Source organism: Companilactobacillus pabuli (assembly GCF_014058425.1).
Taxonomy (GTDB): domain Bacteria; phylum Bacillota; class Bacilli; order Lactobacillales; family Lactobacillaceae; genus Companilactobacillus; species Companilactobacillus pabuli.
In genome coordinates this window covers 2,198,010-2,218,083 of record NZ_CP049366.1, presented here as the reverse complement: position 1 = coordinate 2,218,083, position 20,074 = coordinate 2,198,010, and the positions used below count along the sequence as shown (strand labels likewise).

Here is a 20,074-nt window from a genome sequence, read left to right as displayed (position 1 = left end):
TAGTAAATTATCCTGCAAATAAAGGGTGGAAATTTTGAAAAAATTAAACAAAAAATATATAAAATGGATTGTTATTTTCCTACTATTAATCGCCATTATTTTCTCATACGCCCTTAATTTAGGAAAAATCAAAGATAAAACAATCAATGGCATCTCAAGTTTAACCATTCCGTTCTCTTTGATTGTTAATCCTAACAATATCGACGAAGACATCGCACCCAAAGCCATCTCATTAAAAGCTGATTTGAATAATTCTAAAACAGAAGCTTTGAATCTAATCAGTTCTATCAATGATGACTATGATAATACAAAACAACTGTCGTTTTTATCCAATGACCAAGAAGAATCTTTATTAAAGAAGGTTCATCAAAAATCACACCGTTATATCGGTAAAATGACCTTGCTAAACTTTGGTAAAGACGCTCATGGAAAATATATTACTATCAGTTGTAACCGTTATGACGATACAAAGAATATCGTTAGCTATCGTTATCGCCTTTATTACAAGGGGGATAATATTACTTCAGCCAAATATCTCAATACCAAGTCTAACAAATATCCACCAAAATACATCTTTAAAGACGTTGAACTAGGCAAATTTGGTACAACTGAAGCGGATGCCTTTATGCAACGATTAAAGACAGCCATCATCAATTCTAATTTAACTGCTACCAATGCCAACGAACCTGGTAATTTCAATCAGATCTCAATTAACCTAGGTTTGAATCCAGACAAGAGCAACGTTGGTCTGTATACCTTGGCTAAAAATTCTAATTCGCGGGTCAGCAATTCTAGTATCGTCGGTTATCAAGTTTCCGATCTCCCTCGCTACACTAGAATTTATATTAAACAGTTAAATAAAGATAATAGTTATTACTATACGTTAACTTTCAGCCGTAATAGTGGACGTTTTATCAACTTGCAACGTGGTATCATTTCAACCGATTCTAAAAACCAATAAAATAAGCCTAATCAGAATTTGTTCTGACTGGGCTTATTTTATTTCTTCTTTTCATTATTGAGCAAAATTCCATCAATAATATCTTGTAAACTCACCTGTGACATGCTTTCTTCAGCATCGTTTTGTACCTTTTGATAAACCTCTCTTAAAGTATCTTGAATATTACCACCAACGATACATTTAGGATTAGTTTTTTCATCAACGTGGAGTAAGTTTTGATTATCTTCAATAGCTCGATAAACATCCAACAACGTTATCTCAGAAGCTTTCTTAGACAATTTTGGAGCAACTTTTCCAGGTGCGCTCTGTAACAATCCAGCTTTTTTCAATCTCGACATCATACGTCGCACTAAACTGGGATTGGACTCGATACTACTGGCGATTGCTGCACTTGAAAGATCACCATCTTTACAAATATCAACGTATGCCAAAATATGCACGCCATCACTCAATTTACTGGAAAACTTCAATATCATCACTCCTTCACACTTCTTAATATCATAAGGTATAAGGCGGGTCTTTGACAAACATTATTTACCAACAATTGTTTCGAGTGCTTCTGACAATGGTGTCAATTCTCTACCTAAAACTTCTGGCAAGTCATTTGTATCTTCCGTCAAATTACCTTGAGTAATCAAATCTTGAATGGAAAGAATCACTTGAATCGTTCCTTCATCCATCCCAGATTTTTGCAATGCTTGACTATATTCCACATCGCTTAATTTCGTAGCTTTAACTTTTAATGCATCGGCCAAATCTTGATAAGTTCGACTCTTTCCCGCAAATTCATAAACTTTCTTAGGATTATTTTGAGTCAATACTAAAGCAGCAGCTTCTGAATATTCTGATTCCAAAGCCCAACCGACTTTACCATCAGCTGAGTATACTAGTCCCTGTGTTGCAGCATTCTTTAACGAATCGGCTTCATTTTCCAAATACCAGTTATTACGTAAAAATGAATAATCAATTCCTGATTCTTTGATCAATTTCTCTGTCACTTGATGATCACTTGCCAAAGGAGCCGTAGCTGTATCAGCATGTGGAAAACTAGTATAGGCAATATACTTAACTCCAGCATTCTTAGCAGCCGTAACGACATTTTCATGTTGAGTAGCACGGGCAACTTTTCCACCAGGTTGTGATGAAATGAAGAGTAATTTATCGATACCTTGAAGCGATTCAGTCAATCTTTCCACATCGTTATAGTCACCTAAACGTACTTTCACACCTTCAGGTACGGTTGCTTGTGCCTTTTGAATGTTACGAGCCAAAGCTACTATATCTGTAGCAGGAACTAATTCAACTAATTTTTTGAGCGCATTTTGACCAAAATGACCAGTTGCACCTGTGATTGCATATTTTGCCATAAAAATCCTTCTTCCATAAACGTTTAATTTAATTGTTACTTTATTATTAACTTGTATTTATTATATTAACACGTTTACTTTTGAAAGCAAGAATTTAGAATTTTTACACACAATGACAAAAAAGCCACTAAGCATTATGCCTAGTGACTCAAATTTTTATAATTAGTTTTTCCAAACATCATTTACTTCAATAGTTTGTTCACGATCAGGACCAACTGAAACAGTAGCGTATTCAACGCCTAATTGGTCTTTAATGAAGTCAAGATAATCTCTAGCTTGTTGTGGCAAATCGTTGAGGCTCTTAGCTTGAGTCATATCTTCAGTCCAACCTTTGAAGGTCTTGTAAACTGGTTTGCACTTAGCTAGGACATTTAAGTTAGCGGGATATTCATCAATAATCTTGCCATTTAAGTCATAGCCTGTGCAGACTTTGATTTCATCTAAGCCAGTCAAAACATCCAAACAGTTCAATGACAAGTGTGTTACACCAGCCACGTTACATGAATGCTTCAAAACAACCAAATCAATCCAGCCAACACGACGAGGACGATGTGTAACAGTTCCATATTCATGACCTGCTTCACGCAAGAAGTCACCCGTATCGTTTAATTGTTCAGTAGGAAATGGTCCAGCGCCGACACGTGAAGTATAAGCTTTAACGACCCCAATCACGTTATCAATCAATGGAGCACCAACACCAGCACCAGTAGTTACACCACCAGCAGGATTTGAAGAAGTAACATAAGGATAAGTACCATGGTCGATATCAAGCATGATTCCTTGTGCACCTTCAAATAGAACATTTTTGCCATTTTTTAGTTCTTTGTTCAAATAGGCAGAAGTATCAATGACACGATCCTTTAAGTCTTGACCGATTTGGTAATATTTTTCAAAAATATCATCAAACTTCATTGGTTCAGCACCGTAAATCTTAGTAAACAATGCATTCTTTTGTTCAAGATTTTGTGTCAACAATTCTTTGAATAAATCTTTATCAAGAATATCAGCCATTCTAATACCAACACGTGAAGCTTTGTCAGTATAAGCAGGGCCAATTCCTCGGTTAGTTGTACCAACTTTAGAATCACCCTTAGCTTGTTCTTGCAACTTATCTAATTGAATGTGATAAGGCAAAATCAATTGAGCGCGGTTAGAAATCTTCAAATTAGTTGTATCTACTCCTTGTTCGTGGAGACGATTCAATTCTTCTTGAAGTGATTCGAGGTTTAAAACAACCCCATTTCCAATAACACTAGTTTTATCTGAATACAAAATACCTGAGGGAACAGATCTTAATTTGTAAACGTTGTTATCGATATTCAAAGTGTGGCCGGCATTATCTCCACCTTGGTAACGTGCAATAATATTAGCTTCACCACTGAAATAATCGGTAATCTTACCTTTACCTTCATCGCCCCATTGGGTACCTACTACAACAACTGTCGTCATTTCTTCTACACCTACACTATTTAATTTTCTGGAATATTCGCTATCGATGAAAACTTATTATAAGATTTCACGAACAATAACTTGGCCGTTCCACGTGGACCTGAACGGTTCTTACTGATGATTACTTCAACTTCACCGACATCTTGATCTTCAGGTTCTTCCTCATTATTGTCATCCCCATCTTCATCACGATAATAATCATCACGATAAAGAAAGGCAACGATATCCGCATCCTGTTCAATTGAACCAGATTCACGGATATCTGACAACATCGGTCTTTTGTCCTGACGAGCTTCGACACCACGGGAAAGCTGTGATAATGCGATTACTGGCACATGAAGTTCTTTCGCTAATTTTTTCAAATTACGTGAAATAACTGAAACTTCTTGTTGTCGATTTTCTTGACCAGTTCCTTCGATTAATTGCAAATAATCGATAACTACTAAGTCCAAATGTCCACTTTCTTTCAAAAGTCGACGACATTTAGATCTAATTTCTGCCATCTTGATACCAGGAGTGTCATCAATGTAAATATTAGTCCGAGATAAACTTCCCATGGCTACTACTAAACTATTCCATTGATTCTCGTCCAATTTACCCGTTCTCAGAGCGTTTGCGTCGATACTACCCTCAGAACATAGCATACGGTTAACTAACGACTCAGCACTCATTTCTAGTGAGAACATCGCTACCGTAGCATTGGACTTAGTAGCTGCATTTTGAGCTACATTTAAAACAAAGGCTGTTTTACCAACACCAGGACGAGCAGCTAGAATGATCAATTCATCTTTATGCAAACCAGTCGTCATCGCATCAAGATCCTTGTAGCCGGTGGAAAGCCCGGTAACATCACTATCTTGATCATACAATTTATCGATTTCTTCAAAAGAAGCCTTAACGACATCTGAAATACGACGGAACCCTTTATGATTTCGATTCTCAGACACGTCCATGATTTCTCTTTCGGATTGGTCGATGATACTGTCGATATCTTCATCTTCATCAAAACTACGTTGAACGATACCAGTCGCAGCATTGATCAAACGTCTCAAAGTTGATTTATTCTTAACGATTTTGGCGTAATAAGTTGTATTAGCAGCCGTTGGTACAGCATTAGCCAATTCAGCTAAATAACTAACACCACCAATATCTTCGATTTGATTTGCTCGATCCAATTCATTTTGAACCGTCACGACATCGACCGGTTCTTCAGCATCGTTTAAATTCATCATCGCTTGAAATACTAATTGATTGGCGTGTTGATAAAAATCATCGGCTTCAACGTATTCCATCGCTTCAATTAAAGCATCTTGACTTAGAAAAACCGCTCCTAATACGGCTTGCTCAGCATCCTTATCATTGGGCGGTATTCTTGAAGTTATATCATTATTCATTTATATCCTACTTCTTTTCAGCAACGTGAACTCTGATGGTAGCTTCGACACCTTCAAACAACTTCACCGGTACATTGATGTAGCCCAGTGATTTAACGCCATCGGAAAGTACCATCTTGTGCTTATCAACTTTGAGTCCATATTGTTTATTTAATTCTTCAGCAATCTTCTTGGTTGTTACTGAACCAAAGAGACGACCATCAGTTCCAGCTTTAGCCAAAATTTCAACAACTGTCTTGTCATCTTCAATTTGGACTTTGATTTTTTTAGCTTCTTCTTTTTCAGCTTCGTAATCTTTAGCTTCACGATTTTGTTCGGCCTTTAATTTAGCAACGTTTTGTTTAGTAGCTTCGATAGCCTTTTTATTTTTAATCAAAAAGTTTTGGGCATAGCCGTCAGCGACATTTTTTAGTTCACCCCTTTTACCTTTACCTCTTACATCTTCTAGGAAAATAACTTTCATTCTTAGTCCTCCTCTATTTCTTCTCCGAATCAGTCAAAACTGCAACTAATTGTTCCTTGGCTTCTTCTACTGTGGCGTCTGAAATTTGTGTTGCGGCATCAGACAAGTGTCCACCACCACCAAGTTTTTCCATAATAACTTGTACATTAACATTTCCCAAACTTCTAGCCGAAATCCCTACTCGACCATCAGGACGTTTGCTAATAACAAATGATGCTTCAACATTATCTAATGACAACAACGTATCAGCAGCTTGAGCTACGATGACAGGATCATAAGTCTTGTCCTCTTCACCGAAACATACTGCCATATTACCATTGACCATCGTAATTGTTTCAATCAAATGACTCTTCTGAATATATGAATCAACATTCTCTTTCAAAACATTTTGGATGACAGCTTCGTCAGCACCCACAGAGCGTAAGTAACTAGCAGCATCAAAGGTTCTCGTACCAGTTCTAAGTGAGAATGACTTCGTATCGACGGTAATCCCAGCCAACAAAGCTGTAGCTTCGATTTTCTCGATAGCTTTCTTATTCTTAGGTTGGTATTCAAGCATTTCAGTGATCAATTCACTAGTTGATGAAGCATATGGTTCGATGTAGATCAACATTGGATTCTCTGGGAATTCTTCACCACGTCTATGGTGATCGATGACAACAACTTTATTATTATCGCCGTCAATTAAATTAGGATTGATAGAAATGCTTTGCTTAGAATGGTCGACCATCACGATTAAAGTCTTTGGTGTCTTCATTGAAACTGACTCATCTGGTGAAATGATATCTTTTTGAATGTCTGGCTCTTCTTTAGCCATTGCCAAAAGTCGGCTGACATCAGAATGCAAAGTATTAGGATTGATAACGATTTTACATGGCGTGTTATTCATCAATGAAATCCGTCTAATACCTAAAGATGATCCTAAAACATCCATGTCGGGATGTGAGTGACCCATAACGATAACTTGATCGCTATCTTTCAATAATTCTTGCAAGGCTTCACTGATCATTCTAGCCCGGACACGAGTTCTCTTTTCCATTGGGTCAGTATTACCACCATAGAAACGAGCCTTTTCGCCAATTTCCTTAACGACAACTTGATCGCCTCCACGACCTAGTGCCAAGTTAAGATTCTTTTGCGCTTCAGTATTTAGTTTATCCAAATCATCAACACCGTAAGAAAAGCCCATGCTCAAAGTCAAAGGTACATTTTGTTGCGAAGTATATTCACGAATCGTATCAAGAATTTTAAAACCATTTTTCTCCATTGTAAAGATTTTACCTGTGTAAGCCATAATGAAGAAATGATCATCATCAATTCGTTTCAAGAACATTTGTTGATCAAAGGCCCAATTCGACAATTCATTCGTGACATAGTTGTCCAAATTAGAAATATCCCGATCACTCATTGATTGAGTAATTTCAGCATAATTATCCAAATAGACTTGACCAATGACCGAACGGTTATCTTCATATCTTTTTTCAATTTTAGAGTAATGCGTAATATCAAACAAATAGATTACTTTTAGTTCTGGTTGAATTTGAACCAAGAAATCTTTGTCATCAATTTGAATGGTACGACTATCTGCATGACCTACATCATCGACTAAATTAGATAATTGAGCCGATATATCAGCAATAGTCATACTATTAGATGGATTAAAGCCTGTCTTTTCGACAAAGTAAGGATTTACCCATTGAATTTGTTTATCAGTATCGTATAAAAGTATGCCTAAAGGATACTCAACGAAACTGTTGTCTGTTCCCCGATCAATTCGATATTGCAAATTGTTAGTATATTTACCCGCTTTTTCACCTAATAAAAGGAAGAGATAAACAAATAAAATCAACGAAATAATCACCAAAATAGCTTGGATATATCCGGCAATAGAACCGTGAATCAAGCCGACGATTAAAATCGAAAACAACATCACAATCAAAGAGATCGCTGTTAATTGAGTTGAATGATCAACTCGAGAAAGGAAGAATTTCAGATTAGCTTTTATCTTTTTCATAAATATCCCCTCTTAGATATACCCTTTAATTTTATCACAGCCGACTTCTTCTTTCTTCTATATATTACACCGAAAATCAAGTCATAAAATCATTAGCTTTTGGAAACAAAAACACCAGAATTTCTGACATAATTTGAGAATCCTGATGTTGATTATTTATTCGTCATCTTTGATGGTTTTTACATGCATTCTTTCATAAAGAGCCATAAAAATTGTGAAAAAAACTGTGAAAAACAAAGCTGAGATTATTTCTTTAAAACTGAATAGGATCTTAAAAAAGCCTTCATTAAAATAGAATAAAGAGTGCACTATCCAAAAGGTTACAAATTCAAGTGGTGCTAATCTGACCCAACTGTGTTGCAGTCCTTTAACAAACTCTTTTTTATCCTCTGGACTGACTTCTTTTACAAGGAGTCTTTTCTTTAGCCATAGATGAGAAAAAGTGCACCAATAGCTTGAACAAAAGTAGCTAAGTAAAATAAAGTTTCAAAATCTGCAGCTTAATTATTGGATGCATAAACACTGATTCCAAAGCCAAATACTAATTCAAAGACAAACAAAACAAATACTGTTTTCGTAGCAAAAATCCCAACTTCTTTTTGGATTCTCTCATCCACGAAGACATTTTTTCCAATGAACTATTTGATGAGTTTCTTATCTAGTTTTTTCATGCGTTCCATTCCCTTAATTTTAGGTATACTTTAACTTTCTTCTTTATCTATCCAAAACAACGTATTTAAATTTGCGTCTAATTCCCAGGCCAATTTCAAACATAAATCCAACGATGGGTTGTACTTATCATTCTCAATTAAATTGATTGTCTGACGAGCTACACCGACTTTTTCCGCCAGTGCCATTTGTGATAATTTCTTAGCACGGCGATATTCACGAACGTGATTCATAACTATACCTTTTTTCTTTCAAAAAAATGTCATATATATTTTACATTTACAGTATACAGTCTGGTTATTTATTTTGTCAAATATATATGACAAAATCTGGTAAGCGATATCATCGATACCATTGACTATTCATCTTAAGGAATATAAAAAAACATCTTTTAAATTGAGATTCCTCTCTTTCTAAAAAGATGCTTAATGCGTTTACAAATAGATGTGCAATTTACCTATGGTCGTGGAATAATGCACTCTGAGCGACAAAGCCAAAATAATGGTTCGCAAGATGACACGAGGTCACTTGCATAATGCGCTCTAAGCGGCAAAGCCGCAAAGAGCGCATAAAAAAAAGACCACCATTAAAGTGATCTTTAATTAATTGTGAAGAATTAGTCTTCAGCAACGAATGGTAATAGAGCCATGATTCTTGCTCTCTTGATAGCTACAGTAAGCTTACGTTGGTTCTTAGCACTTGTACCTGTAACACGTCTTGGCAAAATCTTACCACGTTCTGAGATAAATCTCTTAAGTAATTCTGTATCTTTATAATCGATGTATTCGATGTGGTTAGCAGCGATGAAGTCAACTTTACGTCTTCTACGTCCGCCTCTTCTTTGTTGGGCCATTATAGATTGCTCCCTTCTATATTAAAATGGTAAATCATCATCAGAAATGTCAATCGGTTTGCTGTTGTTAGCAAAAGGATCGCCACTATTATTGTTAGAATTGTTAGATTGATTATTGTTATTAGAATTGTTGTTACTATTATCGAAATTGCCGTTGCCAGCGTTATTTCCATAATTGTTGTTATTATTATTTCCAAATGGAGACTGATTTGATTGATTATTGTTATTATAGCTAGGTGCTTGATTGGAATTGTTACCGGCGTTTCTCTTTTCACTTTCGGCACGAGACTCTAACAAGGAGAAGTTTTCTACAACTACTTCTGTTACATATACTCGTTGTCCTTGTTGGTTTTCATAGTTACGTGTTTGAAGACGTCCATCAATACCTACAAGAGAACCTTTATTAGTGAAATTAGAAAAATTCTCGGCAGCTTTTCTCCAAATGACACAATTGATAAAATCGGCTTCACGTTCACCTTGAGAATTAGTAAATTGTCTGTTTACAGCAACTGTAAAACTGGCAACCGCTGCTCCATTAGCAGTGTATCTTAATTCTGGATCACGTGTCAGGCGTCCAACTAAAACTACTCGATTAATCATTTATCTGCCTCCTTAAATTGTTTCACGTGAAACAAGATTAGTCTTCGCGTCTAACGATCATGTGACGAAGAATGTTATCTTCGATCTTTGAAAGACGGTCGAATTCGTTAATTGCTTCATCGTTTTCAGCATCTACATTGATAATGTGGTAGATACCTTCTTTATAATTAGCAATTTCATATGCTAAACGTTTCTTTTCCCAGTCTTTTGAGTCGATTACTTTGGCGCCGTTGTCAGTAATGATCTTATCGAAACGATCGATCAATGCCTTCTTTGCGTCTTCTTCCATATCAGGTTTAATGATATATGTGATTTCGTAATGTGCTTCAGCCATGACTGTACACCTCCTTATGGTCTAATGGTTCTTTCTTTTTGAAAGAACAAGGAGCATAAATTAACTACATTTTATACTCACGAAGTATAAGTTTATCATAAACTTTCTAGAATTACTAGAACTAAAAATAAAAAAATCGTTTCTGCCTGACACGCATCCCTGTTTGGATACATTATCAAATTACGCAGAAACGATTATTTATTAATCTTCTTTATTTTCAGTAATTTCATTTGCTGATTCATCTGTATCTTCATCATTTGAATTCGATTCATCTTCAGCAATTTTTGTCATTGTTGAAACGATTGAATCATCATCAACCTTGATCAATCTGACACCCAATGTTGCACGACCAGTTTGAGAAACGCTTTGAACTTCAAAACGAATCATGACACCTTTGTCCGTGATCAACATGATATCTTCATCACCATTGACGACCATCAATCCAGCAATTGGACCATTCTTTTCAGTGACGTTGGCAGTCTTGATACCTTTACCACCACGTCCTTTGACTGGATACTCTTCAACAGAAGTTCTCTTACCATAACCTTTTTCTGAGATAGTTAGAACTTCTTGACCAGCTTCAGCGATTGAAGAACCAATAACGTAATCTTCATCACGAAGTTTAATACCACGAACACCAGCAGCGGTTCTTCCCATTGGACGAACGTCGCTTTCTTTGAATGTCACAGCATAACCCTTGTGAGTACCAATAACGATAACTTTGTCACCATTAGTTAAGAAGACATTAGTTAATTCATCTTCGTCTTTTAGAGTAATAGCACGAAGACCAGAATGTCTGATATTGGCAAAATCAGTTACAGGTGTACGTTTAACAGTTCCTTGTTTAGTAACGAAGAACAAGAATGATTTCTCTGGATCAATATCTTTGTCAACATTGATTACGGTTTGAATCTTCTCACCCTTTTCGATATTCAACAAGTTGATAACTGGAATACCCTTAGCAGTCCGTCCGTATTCAGGAACTTCATAACCCTTGATACGGTAAACTTTACCAGCATTAGTGAAGAATAATAGACGATCATGAGTTGATGTATAAATCATTTGTTCAATGAAATCATCATCGTGAACACCCATTCCTTGAACACCACGGCCACCACGATTTTGAACACGGAATTCATCCGCCGACAAACGTTTGATGTAACCATTGTGTGTCAAAACAACCAAGATGTTTTCTTCTTCAATCAAATCTTCATCTTCGATATTGGCAACTTCACTAGCACGGATCTCAGTTCTTCTGTCATCCCCGAATTTTTCTTGAATTTCAAGCAATTCGTCATAGATGATCTTATCAACACGTTCAGGTGTAGCCAAAATATCTTTGTAGTCAGCAATCTTAGTTAACAAGTCTTGATATTCAGCTTCGACTTTGTCACGTTCCAAACCTGTCAAACGAACCAAACGCATATCTAGGATAGCTTGTGATTGTTTGTCAGATAGTTTGAAACTGTCCATCAAAGTTTGCTTAGCAATCGCTGAAGTTTGTGAACCACGAATTATTTTGATGATTTCATCAATGTGATCCAAAGCAATTCTTAAACCTTCTAGAATGTGAGCACGAGCTTGAGCACGTCTTAATTCATATTCAGTTCTTCTTCTAATAACAACTTCTTGGTGCTTCAAGTATTCAACCAAAACGCCTTTTAGTGAGAAGACCTTAGGTGTCTTACCAACGATAGCAACCATGTTGATACCATAAGAAATTTGAAGTTGTGTCAACTTATAAAGATTGTTCAAAACAACGGATGCACTCATATCACGACGAAGATCGATAACGATACGCATACCTTCACGGTCAGATTCATCGTTTAGATCAGTGATTCCTTCAATCTTCTTTTCACGTGCTAAATCAGCAATTCTTTCAACCAACTTAGCCTTGTTGACCATGTATGGAAGTTCAGTCACGATGATTTGTTCAGCACCGCTCTTCTTCGTTACAATATCAACTTTAGCACGCAAGATAATTGTCCCACGGCCATGTTCATAAGCTTTTCTGATACCAGAACGACCCATGATGATACCACCAGTTGGGAAGTCTGGTCCGGGGATTGCTTTCATCAAGTCAGCGACTGTTGCATCTTTATTTCTCATCAAAATATGCAAGGCATCGATAACTTCTTTTAAGTTGTGTGATGGGATATTAGTTGTCATACCAACGGCGATACCAGTAGCTCCGTTAACCAAAAGATTAGGGAATCTAGCTGGTAAAACAGTTGGTTCTTTTTCTTCACCATCGTAGTTAGGAATAAGGTCAACAGTATCTTTGTTGATATCACGCAACATTTCAACTGCCATCTTACTCATTCTAGCTTCGGTATAACGCATAGCAGCAGGTGGATCACCATCGATTGAACCAAAGTTTCCGTGTCCATCAACTAGTGGATAACGATAACTGAAATCCTGCGCCATTCTAACCATTGATTCATAAATAGCGGAGTCCCCGTGGGGGTGATACTTACCCATGATGTCACCAACGAAACGAGCACTCTTCTTGTATGGTTTATCAGGTGTAACACCTAATTCATTCATACCATAAAGAATACGACGATGAACTGGTTTGAGGCCATCACGAACGTCTGGTAGCGCACGTGACACGATAACACTAGCAGCGTAGTCAACGAAGGAATTCTTCATGACTTCTGTCAAGTTAACATTTTCTATTCTATGATCTGCCATTAAATTGCCATCCTCCTTAATAATCTACTTCTGCATAACGTGCATTTGCTTCAATGAATTCTCTTCTAGGTTCAACTTTATCACCCATCAACATTGAGAAAATCTTGTTAGCTTCAATTGCATCATCCAAGTTAACACGGTCCAATCTTCTCTTTTCTGGGTCCATAGTTGTTTCCCACAATTGATCAGCATCCATTTCACCAAGACCCTTGTAACGTTGAATCTTTGGTTCTGGCTTTGGTGGCAATTGTTCAACGAAGTCATCTTTTTCTTTATCAGTATCAAAGTATCTCATCATCTTACCTTGACGAACTTGATACAAAGGTGGCTTGGCGATATAAACGTATCCTGCATCAACGACCGGACGCATGTATCTGTAAAGCAATGTTAACAACAAGGTTCTAATGTGAGCACCATCGACATCGGCATCGGTCATGATGATAACTTTGTGATATCTAGCTTTAGAAATATCGAAATCTTCTCCAAAACCAGTACCCATAGCTGTAAAGAGGGTTCTGATTTCTTCGTTAGCTAGAATCTTGTCCATTGAGGCTTTTTCAACGTTCAAAATCTTACCTCTAATTGGCAAAATAGCTTGAGTCAAACGTGAACGACCAGTCTTAGCAGAACCACCGGCTGAGTCACCCTCGACAATAAATAATTCTGAAATTTCTGGATCTTTACTTGAGTTATCAGCTAATTTACCAGGAAGATTACTGATTTCTAGACCGTTTTGCTTTCTAGTTACTTCACGAGCTCTCTTAGCGGCTAAACGTGCTTTAGTAGCAAGTGAACCTTTTTCAACAATCTTCTTTGCAATATCAGGATTTTCCATCAAGAATTTAGAGAAGTGTTCACTGAAAAGACGATCAGTAATAGTTCTAGCATCGGAATTTCCTAATTTTGTCTTAGTTTGACCTTCAAATTGTGGATCTGGGTGTTTGATAGAAACAACGGCTGTCATTCCTTCACGAACATCTTCACCGGACAATTTTTCAGTATCTTTCAATAGTTTATTTTTGTGAGCGTAATCGTTAATAACACGTGTCAAAGCAGTCTTGAAACCAACTTCGTGAGTACCACCTTCATAGGTGTGAATGTTATTAGCGAAAGTCATCAAATTAGTATGGAATTCGTCTGTATATTGCAAGGAAACTTCAACCGTAATTCCGTCTTGAACACCTTCAAGATAGATTGGTTGGTCAAATAGAACATCTTTTTCCTTATCCAAATATTCAACGTAACTTCTAATTCCACCTTCATAGTGGAAAACTAATTTTTCAGCTGTATCGGCTCTTTTATCGGTAAATGTAAGTTTTAATCCTTTATTTAAGAAAGCCAATTCACGAATTCTAGTTGTTAAAACTTTGTCATCGTAAACGGTTGTTTCCGTAAAGATATCTGGATCAGGTACGAAATGGACACGAGTTCCGTGATCGAATTCACCGGCATCACCTAAGACATGCATTGAATGCTTAACTTTTCCACGTTCAAAATCGATTCCGTAACGTTTACCACCACGGACAACTTGAACATCTAATTCACTACTCAAAGCATTAACTACGGAAGCACCAACACCGTGCAAACCACCAGAAACCTTATATCCGCCACCGCCGAATTTACCACCGGCATGCAAGATAGTATAAACAGTTTCTAGGGCAGGTTTTCCAGTCTTCTTTTGAATATCGACAGGAATACCACGACCATCATCAGTTACGGTAATGGAATTATCTGGTTCAACAGTCACTTCGATTTTTGTAGCAAAACCAGCTAAAGCTTCATCAATACCATTATCAATAATTTCCCAAACAAGATGGTGTAAACCTTGTTTACTAGTCGACCCAATATACATACCGGGACGTTTACGAACAGCCTCTAGTCCTTCAAGAACTTGAATTTGACTCGCGTCGTATTCTTCGACTTGTTCTTCTCTTTTTTCTAGCTCAGCTTTTCTGTCTTCAGCCATTAAATCTCCTCCTGTTGAACTTTGCCATTATTAATATTTAAAATATTAGGATTTTTAACTAATTCTGGATCGACATCATCAATTGAAGTCGTCGTAATGAAAGTTTGAATACCCTCTTTAATTGACGACAACAAATGCGTCTGTCTCTTATGATCTAATTCGGATAAGACATCATCCAATAACAAAATTGGATAATCCCCTACCTGATCTTTAATTAACTCAACTTCGGCTAATTTCAAACTCAACGCAACTGAACGCTGTTGACCTTGAGAACCGAAATCTTGGACATTTTTTTCATTGACTAAGAATTTAATATCATCACGGTGTGGGCCAAATAAGGTTACACCACGTTTGATTTCTTTTTGATAGTTTTGTTTGAAATTATCTTTGAAAATGTCGTAGATGTTTTCAAGGGTTTTTCCGTCAGTATTGAAAAAAGTATTGTAAACAATTTTGAGCTTTTCATTATCCTCAGTTATGTTTGCATGAATCTTTTCAATATGGTTTTGCAGCTTTTGCAAAAACTGTAGACGCGAAAAAACAACTTCAGCACAGTAAGCCGAAAATTGATCCGACAAGACGTCCAGATAAATCATATCGTTTGCTTGATGATGCTGAAGTTTTTTCAAGTAGGCATTTCTTTGTTTTAAAACTGATTTGAATTGACTCATTGTCTTCAAATATTGCGCAGACATTTGACCAAATTCCATATCAATAAACTTGCGGCGAATTCCGGGATTGCCTTTAACGATTGAAAGGTCCTCTGGCGAAAAAAGAACAACATTCAAATTACCGATATAACTGGATAACTTACGTTGTTCTAAATTATTCAATTTCGCTTTCTTACCTGACTTACTGATGACCAAATCCAATTTCAAACGACTGGAATTATCTTTGATCACCGTTCCAGAAATTCTGGCAAAATCACTGCCCCATCTAATTAAATCCTTGTCATTGCTAGTCCGATGACTTCTCGTCAGAGCTAAAAAGTACATAGACTCTAATAAATTGGTCTTGCCTTGAGCATTTTCTCCCAAAAAAACATTGATTGCGGGTGAAAAATTGACGTTTAAGGATTCGTAGTTGCGATAATTTTGAAGTTTTAGTTCTTTAACAAACATTTATTCAATTTCAAAAGTCTGCTCACCAACAACTACAACGTCTCCAGAGCGTAACTTTTTACCACGGCGATCTTCAGGACTGCCATTAAGTAATACTGAATTTTCTCGTAAAAACCACTTGGCTTGACCACCAGTAGCAATGACTCCGGTATCTTTCAATAGTTGACCTAAAGTAATGAATTCAGTTTCTAGCTTAATTTTTTCAGACATAGTAACACCCTATTTATTAGATTTATCCATTAATGACATAACAATATTATAGTTGTTTTCACAATAAAAGACAACTTAGAACGAAATATCAGGCGATTTAAGCAATTTTTGAAATAATGAGTATCCACCCACTAAAATCACTTGAAAAAAGTCCAATCGCTAATATACCGTCTTTAAATTTAAAATAACAAAAAAAATAGACCAAACCGAAAGTTCAGTCTATTTTGAGTTATTCACATTAAAATGTTCGTACTGGCGTGATAAGTTGAACGAAATTATCGCGATCTTCCACTGGTCTTAAAGTAAATGGATGTAATGGAGAAGTAAAACTCATTTCAATATTTGTGTTACTTCCGAATGATCTTAAAGCATCCTTTAGGTAATCAGGGTTGAAGGAAATTTCTAAGTCGTCGCCTTCGATGTTTTCACAATCAAGAACTTCTTCTACGGTACCAACTTCTGGTGAGTTTCCGTAAAGTGTAGCTTTTTTATCAACAGCCTTAATTTCTAGTTTGATAACGTTGTTTCTACTTTCATGAGAAAGAAGTGAAGCACGTTCAACTGAAGCTAGGAAACTTGATGAGTCAAAAGTTAAACGAGTATTTGATTCATCAGGAATTAAACGATCAGTTTCAGGATATCTTCCATCGAGCAGTCTTGAGTAGAACATGATGTTGTCAAAACTGAATAAGACTTGATTTTCTGAAATTGACATTGAGATTTCTTTGACTGAGTCGCTGATTGTTCTAACTAATTCAGTCAAACTCTTACCAGGAATGATTAAATTGTAATCTTCATCGCTTGTAATATTGATTTTTCTTTGTGAAAGACGGTGACTATCAGTTGCGACAGCTGTTAAGCCTTCACTAGTAATCAAGAAATTAACACCTGTTAGAACTGGACGACTTTCTTGAGTTGAAACGGCAATAACAGTTTGGTTAACAACTTCTTTGAAGACATCTGTTGGTAAAACTAATTGGTTATCAGTTTCCACTTCGGGAAGATGTGGATAATTTACTGCATCCAGACCATTGATAGTAAATTCTGAAACTCCAGATTTAATTAAAGTTTGATTGTTGTTCAAAACTTCTAATTCGAAATTATCACCTGGAAGTTTTTTGATGATTTCGTTGAAAAATCTAGCAGGCAAAACAATTGAACCAGTGCTTTCGATTTTTAAGTCATTATCGTTATCATCTTTTGAAATAAATGATGTGATAGAAATATCTGAATTACTTCCTGTAATTGTTAAGCCTGATTCCGAAAGATCTAATTTCATTCCTGTCAAAATAGGAATAGTTGTCTTTGTCGAAATTGCTCTTTGAACGTTATTAGTTTGATTAATGAACTTTGATCGATCAATAGAAAATTTCATAGGTAACTCCCTTTTTAATTAATTAATATAAAGATAGAAGTAGTAGTAGGCACTGTTAAAACTGTGGAAAACTCTTCTGATAGTTGATTCTTAGTGAAAAATACATGTTATTAACAGTTGTGGATAACTGTGGGAAAAACTTAAAGTTGTTAACATGTTAATTTCTGAGGTCATCTTTTAGTTCGTTGACTGAACGTTTCAAGTCAGCATCTTTAATGAGCAATTCGGATATTTTATCACAAGAATGCATTACTGTCGTGTGGTCCTTACCGCCAAATTCCATTCCAATTTGTGGTAGAGACTTATCAGTTAATTCTCTGGATAAATACATCGCGATTTGTCTTGGAACAACGATTGATTTTACACGTTTTTTGCCTTTAATATCTTGAACAGTCACATGATAAAATTTAGCAACTTTGTTTTGAATCTTACTGATTGAAAGTCCGTTGCGATCGCTAGTTCGTTTGAAATCTCTTAGAGCATCGGCGGCGACTGATTTGGTAATATCAGTGTTTTGAGTCGTCGAATAAGCTTGAACGCGAATAAGTGCACCCTCAAGTTCACGTACATTCGTGTCAACTTGCGCTGCAATGTAAGATAGTGTGTCATTTGGAATTTCTAGATGTTCAGCCTTTGCTTTGTTGCGTAGGATTGCGATTCTAGTTTCAAGATCTGGTGCTGTAATATCAGCTGAAAGACCGCTAGTAAATCTGGAAACTAAACGTGCTTGCAATTCTGGGATTTCTTTTGGCAAACGATCTGAAGTCATCACGATTTGCTTGCCATTTTCGTAAAGCTCATTAAATGTATGGAAGAATTCTTCTTGAGTCCCCTCTTTTTTAGCGAAAAATTGAACGTCATCTATTAATAGTAGATCGACGTTTCGATATTCTTGTCTAAATTCATCTTGAGTTCTCGTTTGAATCGAATTGATAAAGTCGTTCGCGAAGGTTTCACTAGTAACATATTTAACTTTTGCCAATGGATCTAGTTTGATCATTTGGTGACCAACGGCTTGCATTAAATGTGTCTTTCCTAAACCAACGCCCCCATAAATAAAGAGTGGATTGTATACTCCACCTGGATCTTCGGCAGCTGCAAGTGCAGCTGCATGTGCCATCTGATTACCACTACCAACAATAAAAGAAGAAAAAGTATACTTCGGATTTAAATGTGAATTATGAAAGACATGTTTAGGTTGAGTAGAAGTAGTTTCTGGTTCAACGTGAGGAGCAATTGTTTGTTCCTCTTTTTTTGTCGATTCTTCATCATTTTCAATTATTGGATTCAGTTCAGTTCCATTTAATTCATATGAGTAAATAGCAATTTTCTCTGTGTAGTTACGTTCCCAATAATCTTTATGAAGTTTAGTAGGTACAGAAATAAAAATGTTATTTCCATCAATGTATAAGGGATTAGCACTTTCAACCCAAGTCGAATAGCTGACTGGAGTTAATTGAGATCTTAACTTATTAGTAAAGAAATCCCAAAATTCAGTCAGTTTTGGATCTGTTGAGTTATTAATATTTTGCAATTATTTCCCCCCAATCTGTAGTTGTGGATAAGTTTTTCCCTAAAATGACAATTTATAGTTTATCATTCTAAGTAATAGTTTTCCACAGAACACACGTTTAAATTTAGAAGAAATAACAACGGGTAATTTCTTAATACACACCCTTGTGGAAAAAGTAACCTGTGGATAATTATTAACATCTTTGTCCACAGTGGATAACTAATACAAGTCATGTGTATCAACTGTTACAGAGAAAAAACAAGAAGTAAACAAGCTTGTGGAAAACTAAAACACAGTAAAAATCCACAGGGTAAAACTCTGTTAAAACGTCTGTGGATAAAATGAGTTATGAAAGTTTTATTTTTTTATCCACAGTTGAAATTGCGAAAAACTTTCTAAAAAAACTTGTATTTATAGGAAATTAGTTATTTAAAAAATCGTCATAACATGATATGCTAGTTAAGCAATTGTCTGAAGAAGTGAATTTTAATTAAATATAAGAGTCAGGAGGTTTACTGATGACTACAAAGAGAACATTTCAACCAAAGAAGCGTCACCGTGAACGCGTCCATGGTTTCATGAAGAGAATGAGTACAAGTAATGGTCGCAAAGTTTTAGCAAGACGCCGTAAAAAGGGTCGTAAAGTATTATCAGCTTAGTTTTGAAGGATCACTAAACATTTGGTGGTCTTTTTTTATTACAAAACGAGAGTAGACTGGTGACATATGAGAAAAAGCTATCGAATAAAAAAAGAAAATGAGTTTCAATATGTCTATTCCAACGGGGCTTCGGTTGCAAATCGCAATTTTGTCTTATACAAGATGCCTAAAGAGGGGCAGAAACATTTTCGTGTAGGACTTTCAGTCGGAAAAAAAGTTTCACATACAGCAGTTGGTCGTAATCGTATCAAGAGATATGTACGCCAATCACTATTAGAGTTGAAGCCAGAGCTTCCTGCTGAATTGGATTTCTTGATTATAGCTAGAAAACCGGCAGTAGATTTAGATATGTTTGAGACGAAAAAAAATATTATACATTTATTGAAATTAGGTAATGTATTAAAATAGAGTTAAAAAATATGACTAATAGGT

General features: G+C 36.1%; 19 protein-coding genes. 3 read left to right on the top strand and 16 right to left on the bottom strand.

Going from position 1 to position 20,074, the window contains the following annotated elements; all coding sequences use genetic code 11:
* Window positions 1–34: 34 nt before the first annotated feature.
* On the top strand, window positions 35–961 hold the full coding sequence (locus G6534_RS10785; RefSeq protein ID WP_182082829.1) for a hypothetical protein: 927 nt from the start codon (window positions 35–37) through the stop codon (window positions 959–961).
* 38 nt (window positions 962–999) lie between these two features.
* Here the strand turns inward: G6534_RS10785 and G6534_RS10780 are convergent, their stop codons facing one another.
* From G6534_RS10780 to dnaA, 16 genes are all read right to left on the bottom strand, one after another.
* Window positions 1,000–1,431: an Rrf2 family transcriptional regulator gene (locus G6534_RS10780; RefSeq protein ID WP_059074766.1), complete on the bottom strand. Its 432-nt coding sequence runs from the start codon at window positions 1,429–1,431 to the stop codon at window positions 1,000–1,002.
* Window positions 1,432–1,491: 60 nt separating this feature from the next.
* Window positions 1,492–2,328 carry an SDR family oxidoreductase gene (locus tag G6534_RS10775; RefSeq protein ID WP_182082828.1) on the bottom strand — a complete coding sequence of 279 codons (837 nt, stop codon included), beginning with the start codon at window positions 2,326–2,328 and terminating at the stop codon, window positions 1,492–1,494.
* A gap of 162 nt (window positions 2,329–2,490) precedes the next feature.
* Window positions 2,491–3,777 (bottom strand): adenylosuccinate synthase, encoded by a 1,287-nt coding sequence (locus tag G6534_RS10770; protein WP_059074768.1) that lies wholly within the window; start codon window positions 3,775–3,777, stop codon window positions 2,491–2,493.
* A gap of 20 nt (window positions 3,778–3,797) precedes the next feature.
* On the bottom strand, window positions 3,798–5,171 hold the full coding sequence (dnaB, locus tag G6534_RS10765; RefSeq protein ID WP_010017907.1) for a replicative DNA helicase: 1,374 nt from the start codon (window positions 5,169–5,171) through the stop codon (window positions 3,798–3,800).
* Window positions 5,172–5,178: 7 nt separating this feature from the next.
* Window positions 5,179–5,634 carry a 50S ribosomal protein L9 gene (gene rplI, locus G6534_RS10760; protein WP_059074769.1) on the bottom strand — a complete coding sequence of 152 codons (456 nt, stop codon included), beginning with the start codon at window positions 5,632–5,634 and terminating at the stop codon, window positions 5,179–5,181.
* Between the two features lie 13 nt (window positions 5,635–5,647).
* The gene (locus tag G6534_RS10755; protein WP_059074770.1) at window positions 5,648–7,648 is read right to left on the bottom strand and encodes a DHH family phosphoesterase; all 2,001 of its coding nucleotides are present in this window, start codon (window positions 7,646–7,648) and stop codon (window positions 5,648–5,650) included.
* A gap of 701 nt (window positions 7,649–8,349) precedes the next feature.
* Window positions 8,350–8,550 carry a helix-turn-helix transcriptional regulator gene (locus G6534_RS10750; RefSeq protein ID WP_182082827.1) on the bottom strand — a complete coding sequence of 67 codons (201 nt, stop codon included), beginning with the start codon at window positions 8,548–8,550 and terminating at the stop codon, window positions 8,350–8,352.
* 383 nt (window positions 8,551–8,933) lie between these two features.
* The gene (gene rpsR, locus G6534_RS10745) at window positions 8,934–9,170 is read right to left on the bottom strand and encodes a 30S ribosomal protein S18 (protein ID WP_010017915.1); all 237 of its coding nucleotides are present in this window, start codon (window positions 9,168–9,170) and stop codon (window positions 8,934–8,936) included.
* A 21-nt stretch (window positions 9,171–9,191) separates the two neighbouring features.
* Window positions 9,192–9,770, bottom strand: a complete 579-nt coding sequence (gene ssb / locus G6534_RS10740; RefSeq protein WP_182082826.1) for a single-stranded DNA-binding protein — start codon at window positions 9,768–9,770, stop codon at window positions 9,192–9,194.
* Between the two features lie 37 nt (window positions 9,771–9,807).
* Window positions 9,808–10,104 (bottom strand): 30S ribosomal protein S6, encoded by a 297-nt coding sequence (rpsF, locus tag G6534_RS10735; protein ID WP_059074773.1) that lies wholly within the window; start codon window positions 10,102–10,104, stop codon window positions 9,808–9,810.
* A 201-nt stretch (window positions 10,105–10,305) separates the two neighbouring features.
* Window positions 10,306–12,798: a DNA gyrase subunit A gene (gene gyrA, locus G6534_RS10730; protein ID WP_182082825.1), complete on the bottom strand. Its 2,493-nt coding sequence runs from the start codon at window positions 12,796–12,798 to the stop codon at window positions 10,306–10,308.
* Window positions 12,799–12,814: 16 nt separating this feature from the next.
* Window positions 12,815–14,764, bottom strand: coding sequence for a DNA topoisomerase (ATP-hydrolyzing) subunit B (gene gyrB / locus G6534_RS10725; RefSeq protein ID WP_059074775.1), 1,950 nt, complete (start codon window positions 14,762–14,764; stop codon window positions 12,815–12,817).
* Entirely contained in the window at window positions 14,764–15,885 is a 1,122-nt protein-coding gene (recF, locus tag G6534_RS10720; RefSeq protein WP_182082824.1) for a DNA replication/repair protein RecF, read from the bottom strand. Before recF ends, gyrB begins: the two co-directional genes overlap by 1 nt.
* The gene (yaaA, locus tag G6534_RS10715) at window positions 15,886–16,095 is read right to left on the bottom strand and encodes a S4 domain-containing protein YaaA (RefSeq protein WP_010017924.1); all 210 of its coding nucleotides are present in this window, start codon (window positions 16,093–16,095) and stop codon (window positions 15,886–15,888) included.
* A 238-nt stretch (window positions 16,096–16,333) separates the two neighbouring features.
* Window positions 16,334–17,470, bottom strand: a complete 1,137-nt coding sequence (gene dnaN / locus G6534_RS10710) for a DNA polymerase III subunit beta (protein ID WP_182082823.1) — start codon at window positions 17,468–17,470, stop codon at window positions 16,334–16,336.
* Window positions 17,471–17,627: 157 nt separating this feature from the next.
* Window positions 17,628–19,004: a chromosomal replication initiator protein DnaA gene (gene dnaA / locus G6534_RS10705; RefSeq protein ID WP_369833245.1), complete on the bottom strand. Its 1,377-nt coding sequence runs from the start codon at window positions 19,002–19,004 to the stop codon at window positions 17,628–17,630.
* A gap of 497 nt (window positions 19,005–19,501) precedes the next feature.
* Between dnaA and rpmH the strand changes: the two genes are divergently transcribed.
* Entirely contained in the window at window positions 19,502–19,642 is a 141-nt protein-coding gene (rpmH, locus tag G6534_RS10700; protein ID WP_010625561.1) for a 50S ribosomal protein L34, read from the top strand.
* Window positions 19,643–19,708: 66 nt separating this feature from the next.
* Window positions 19,709–20,050 (top strand): ribonuclease P protein component, encoded by a 342-nt coding sequence (gene rnpA, locus G6534_RS10695; protein WP_182082822.1) that lies wholly within the window; start codon window positions 19,709–19,711, stop codon window positions 20,048–20,050.
* The last annotated feature ends 24 nt before the right edge of the window (window positions 20,051–20,074 follow it).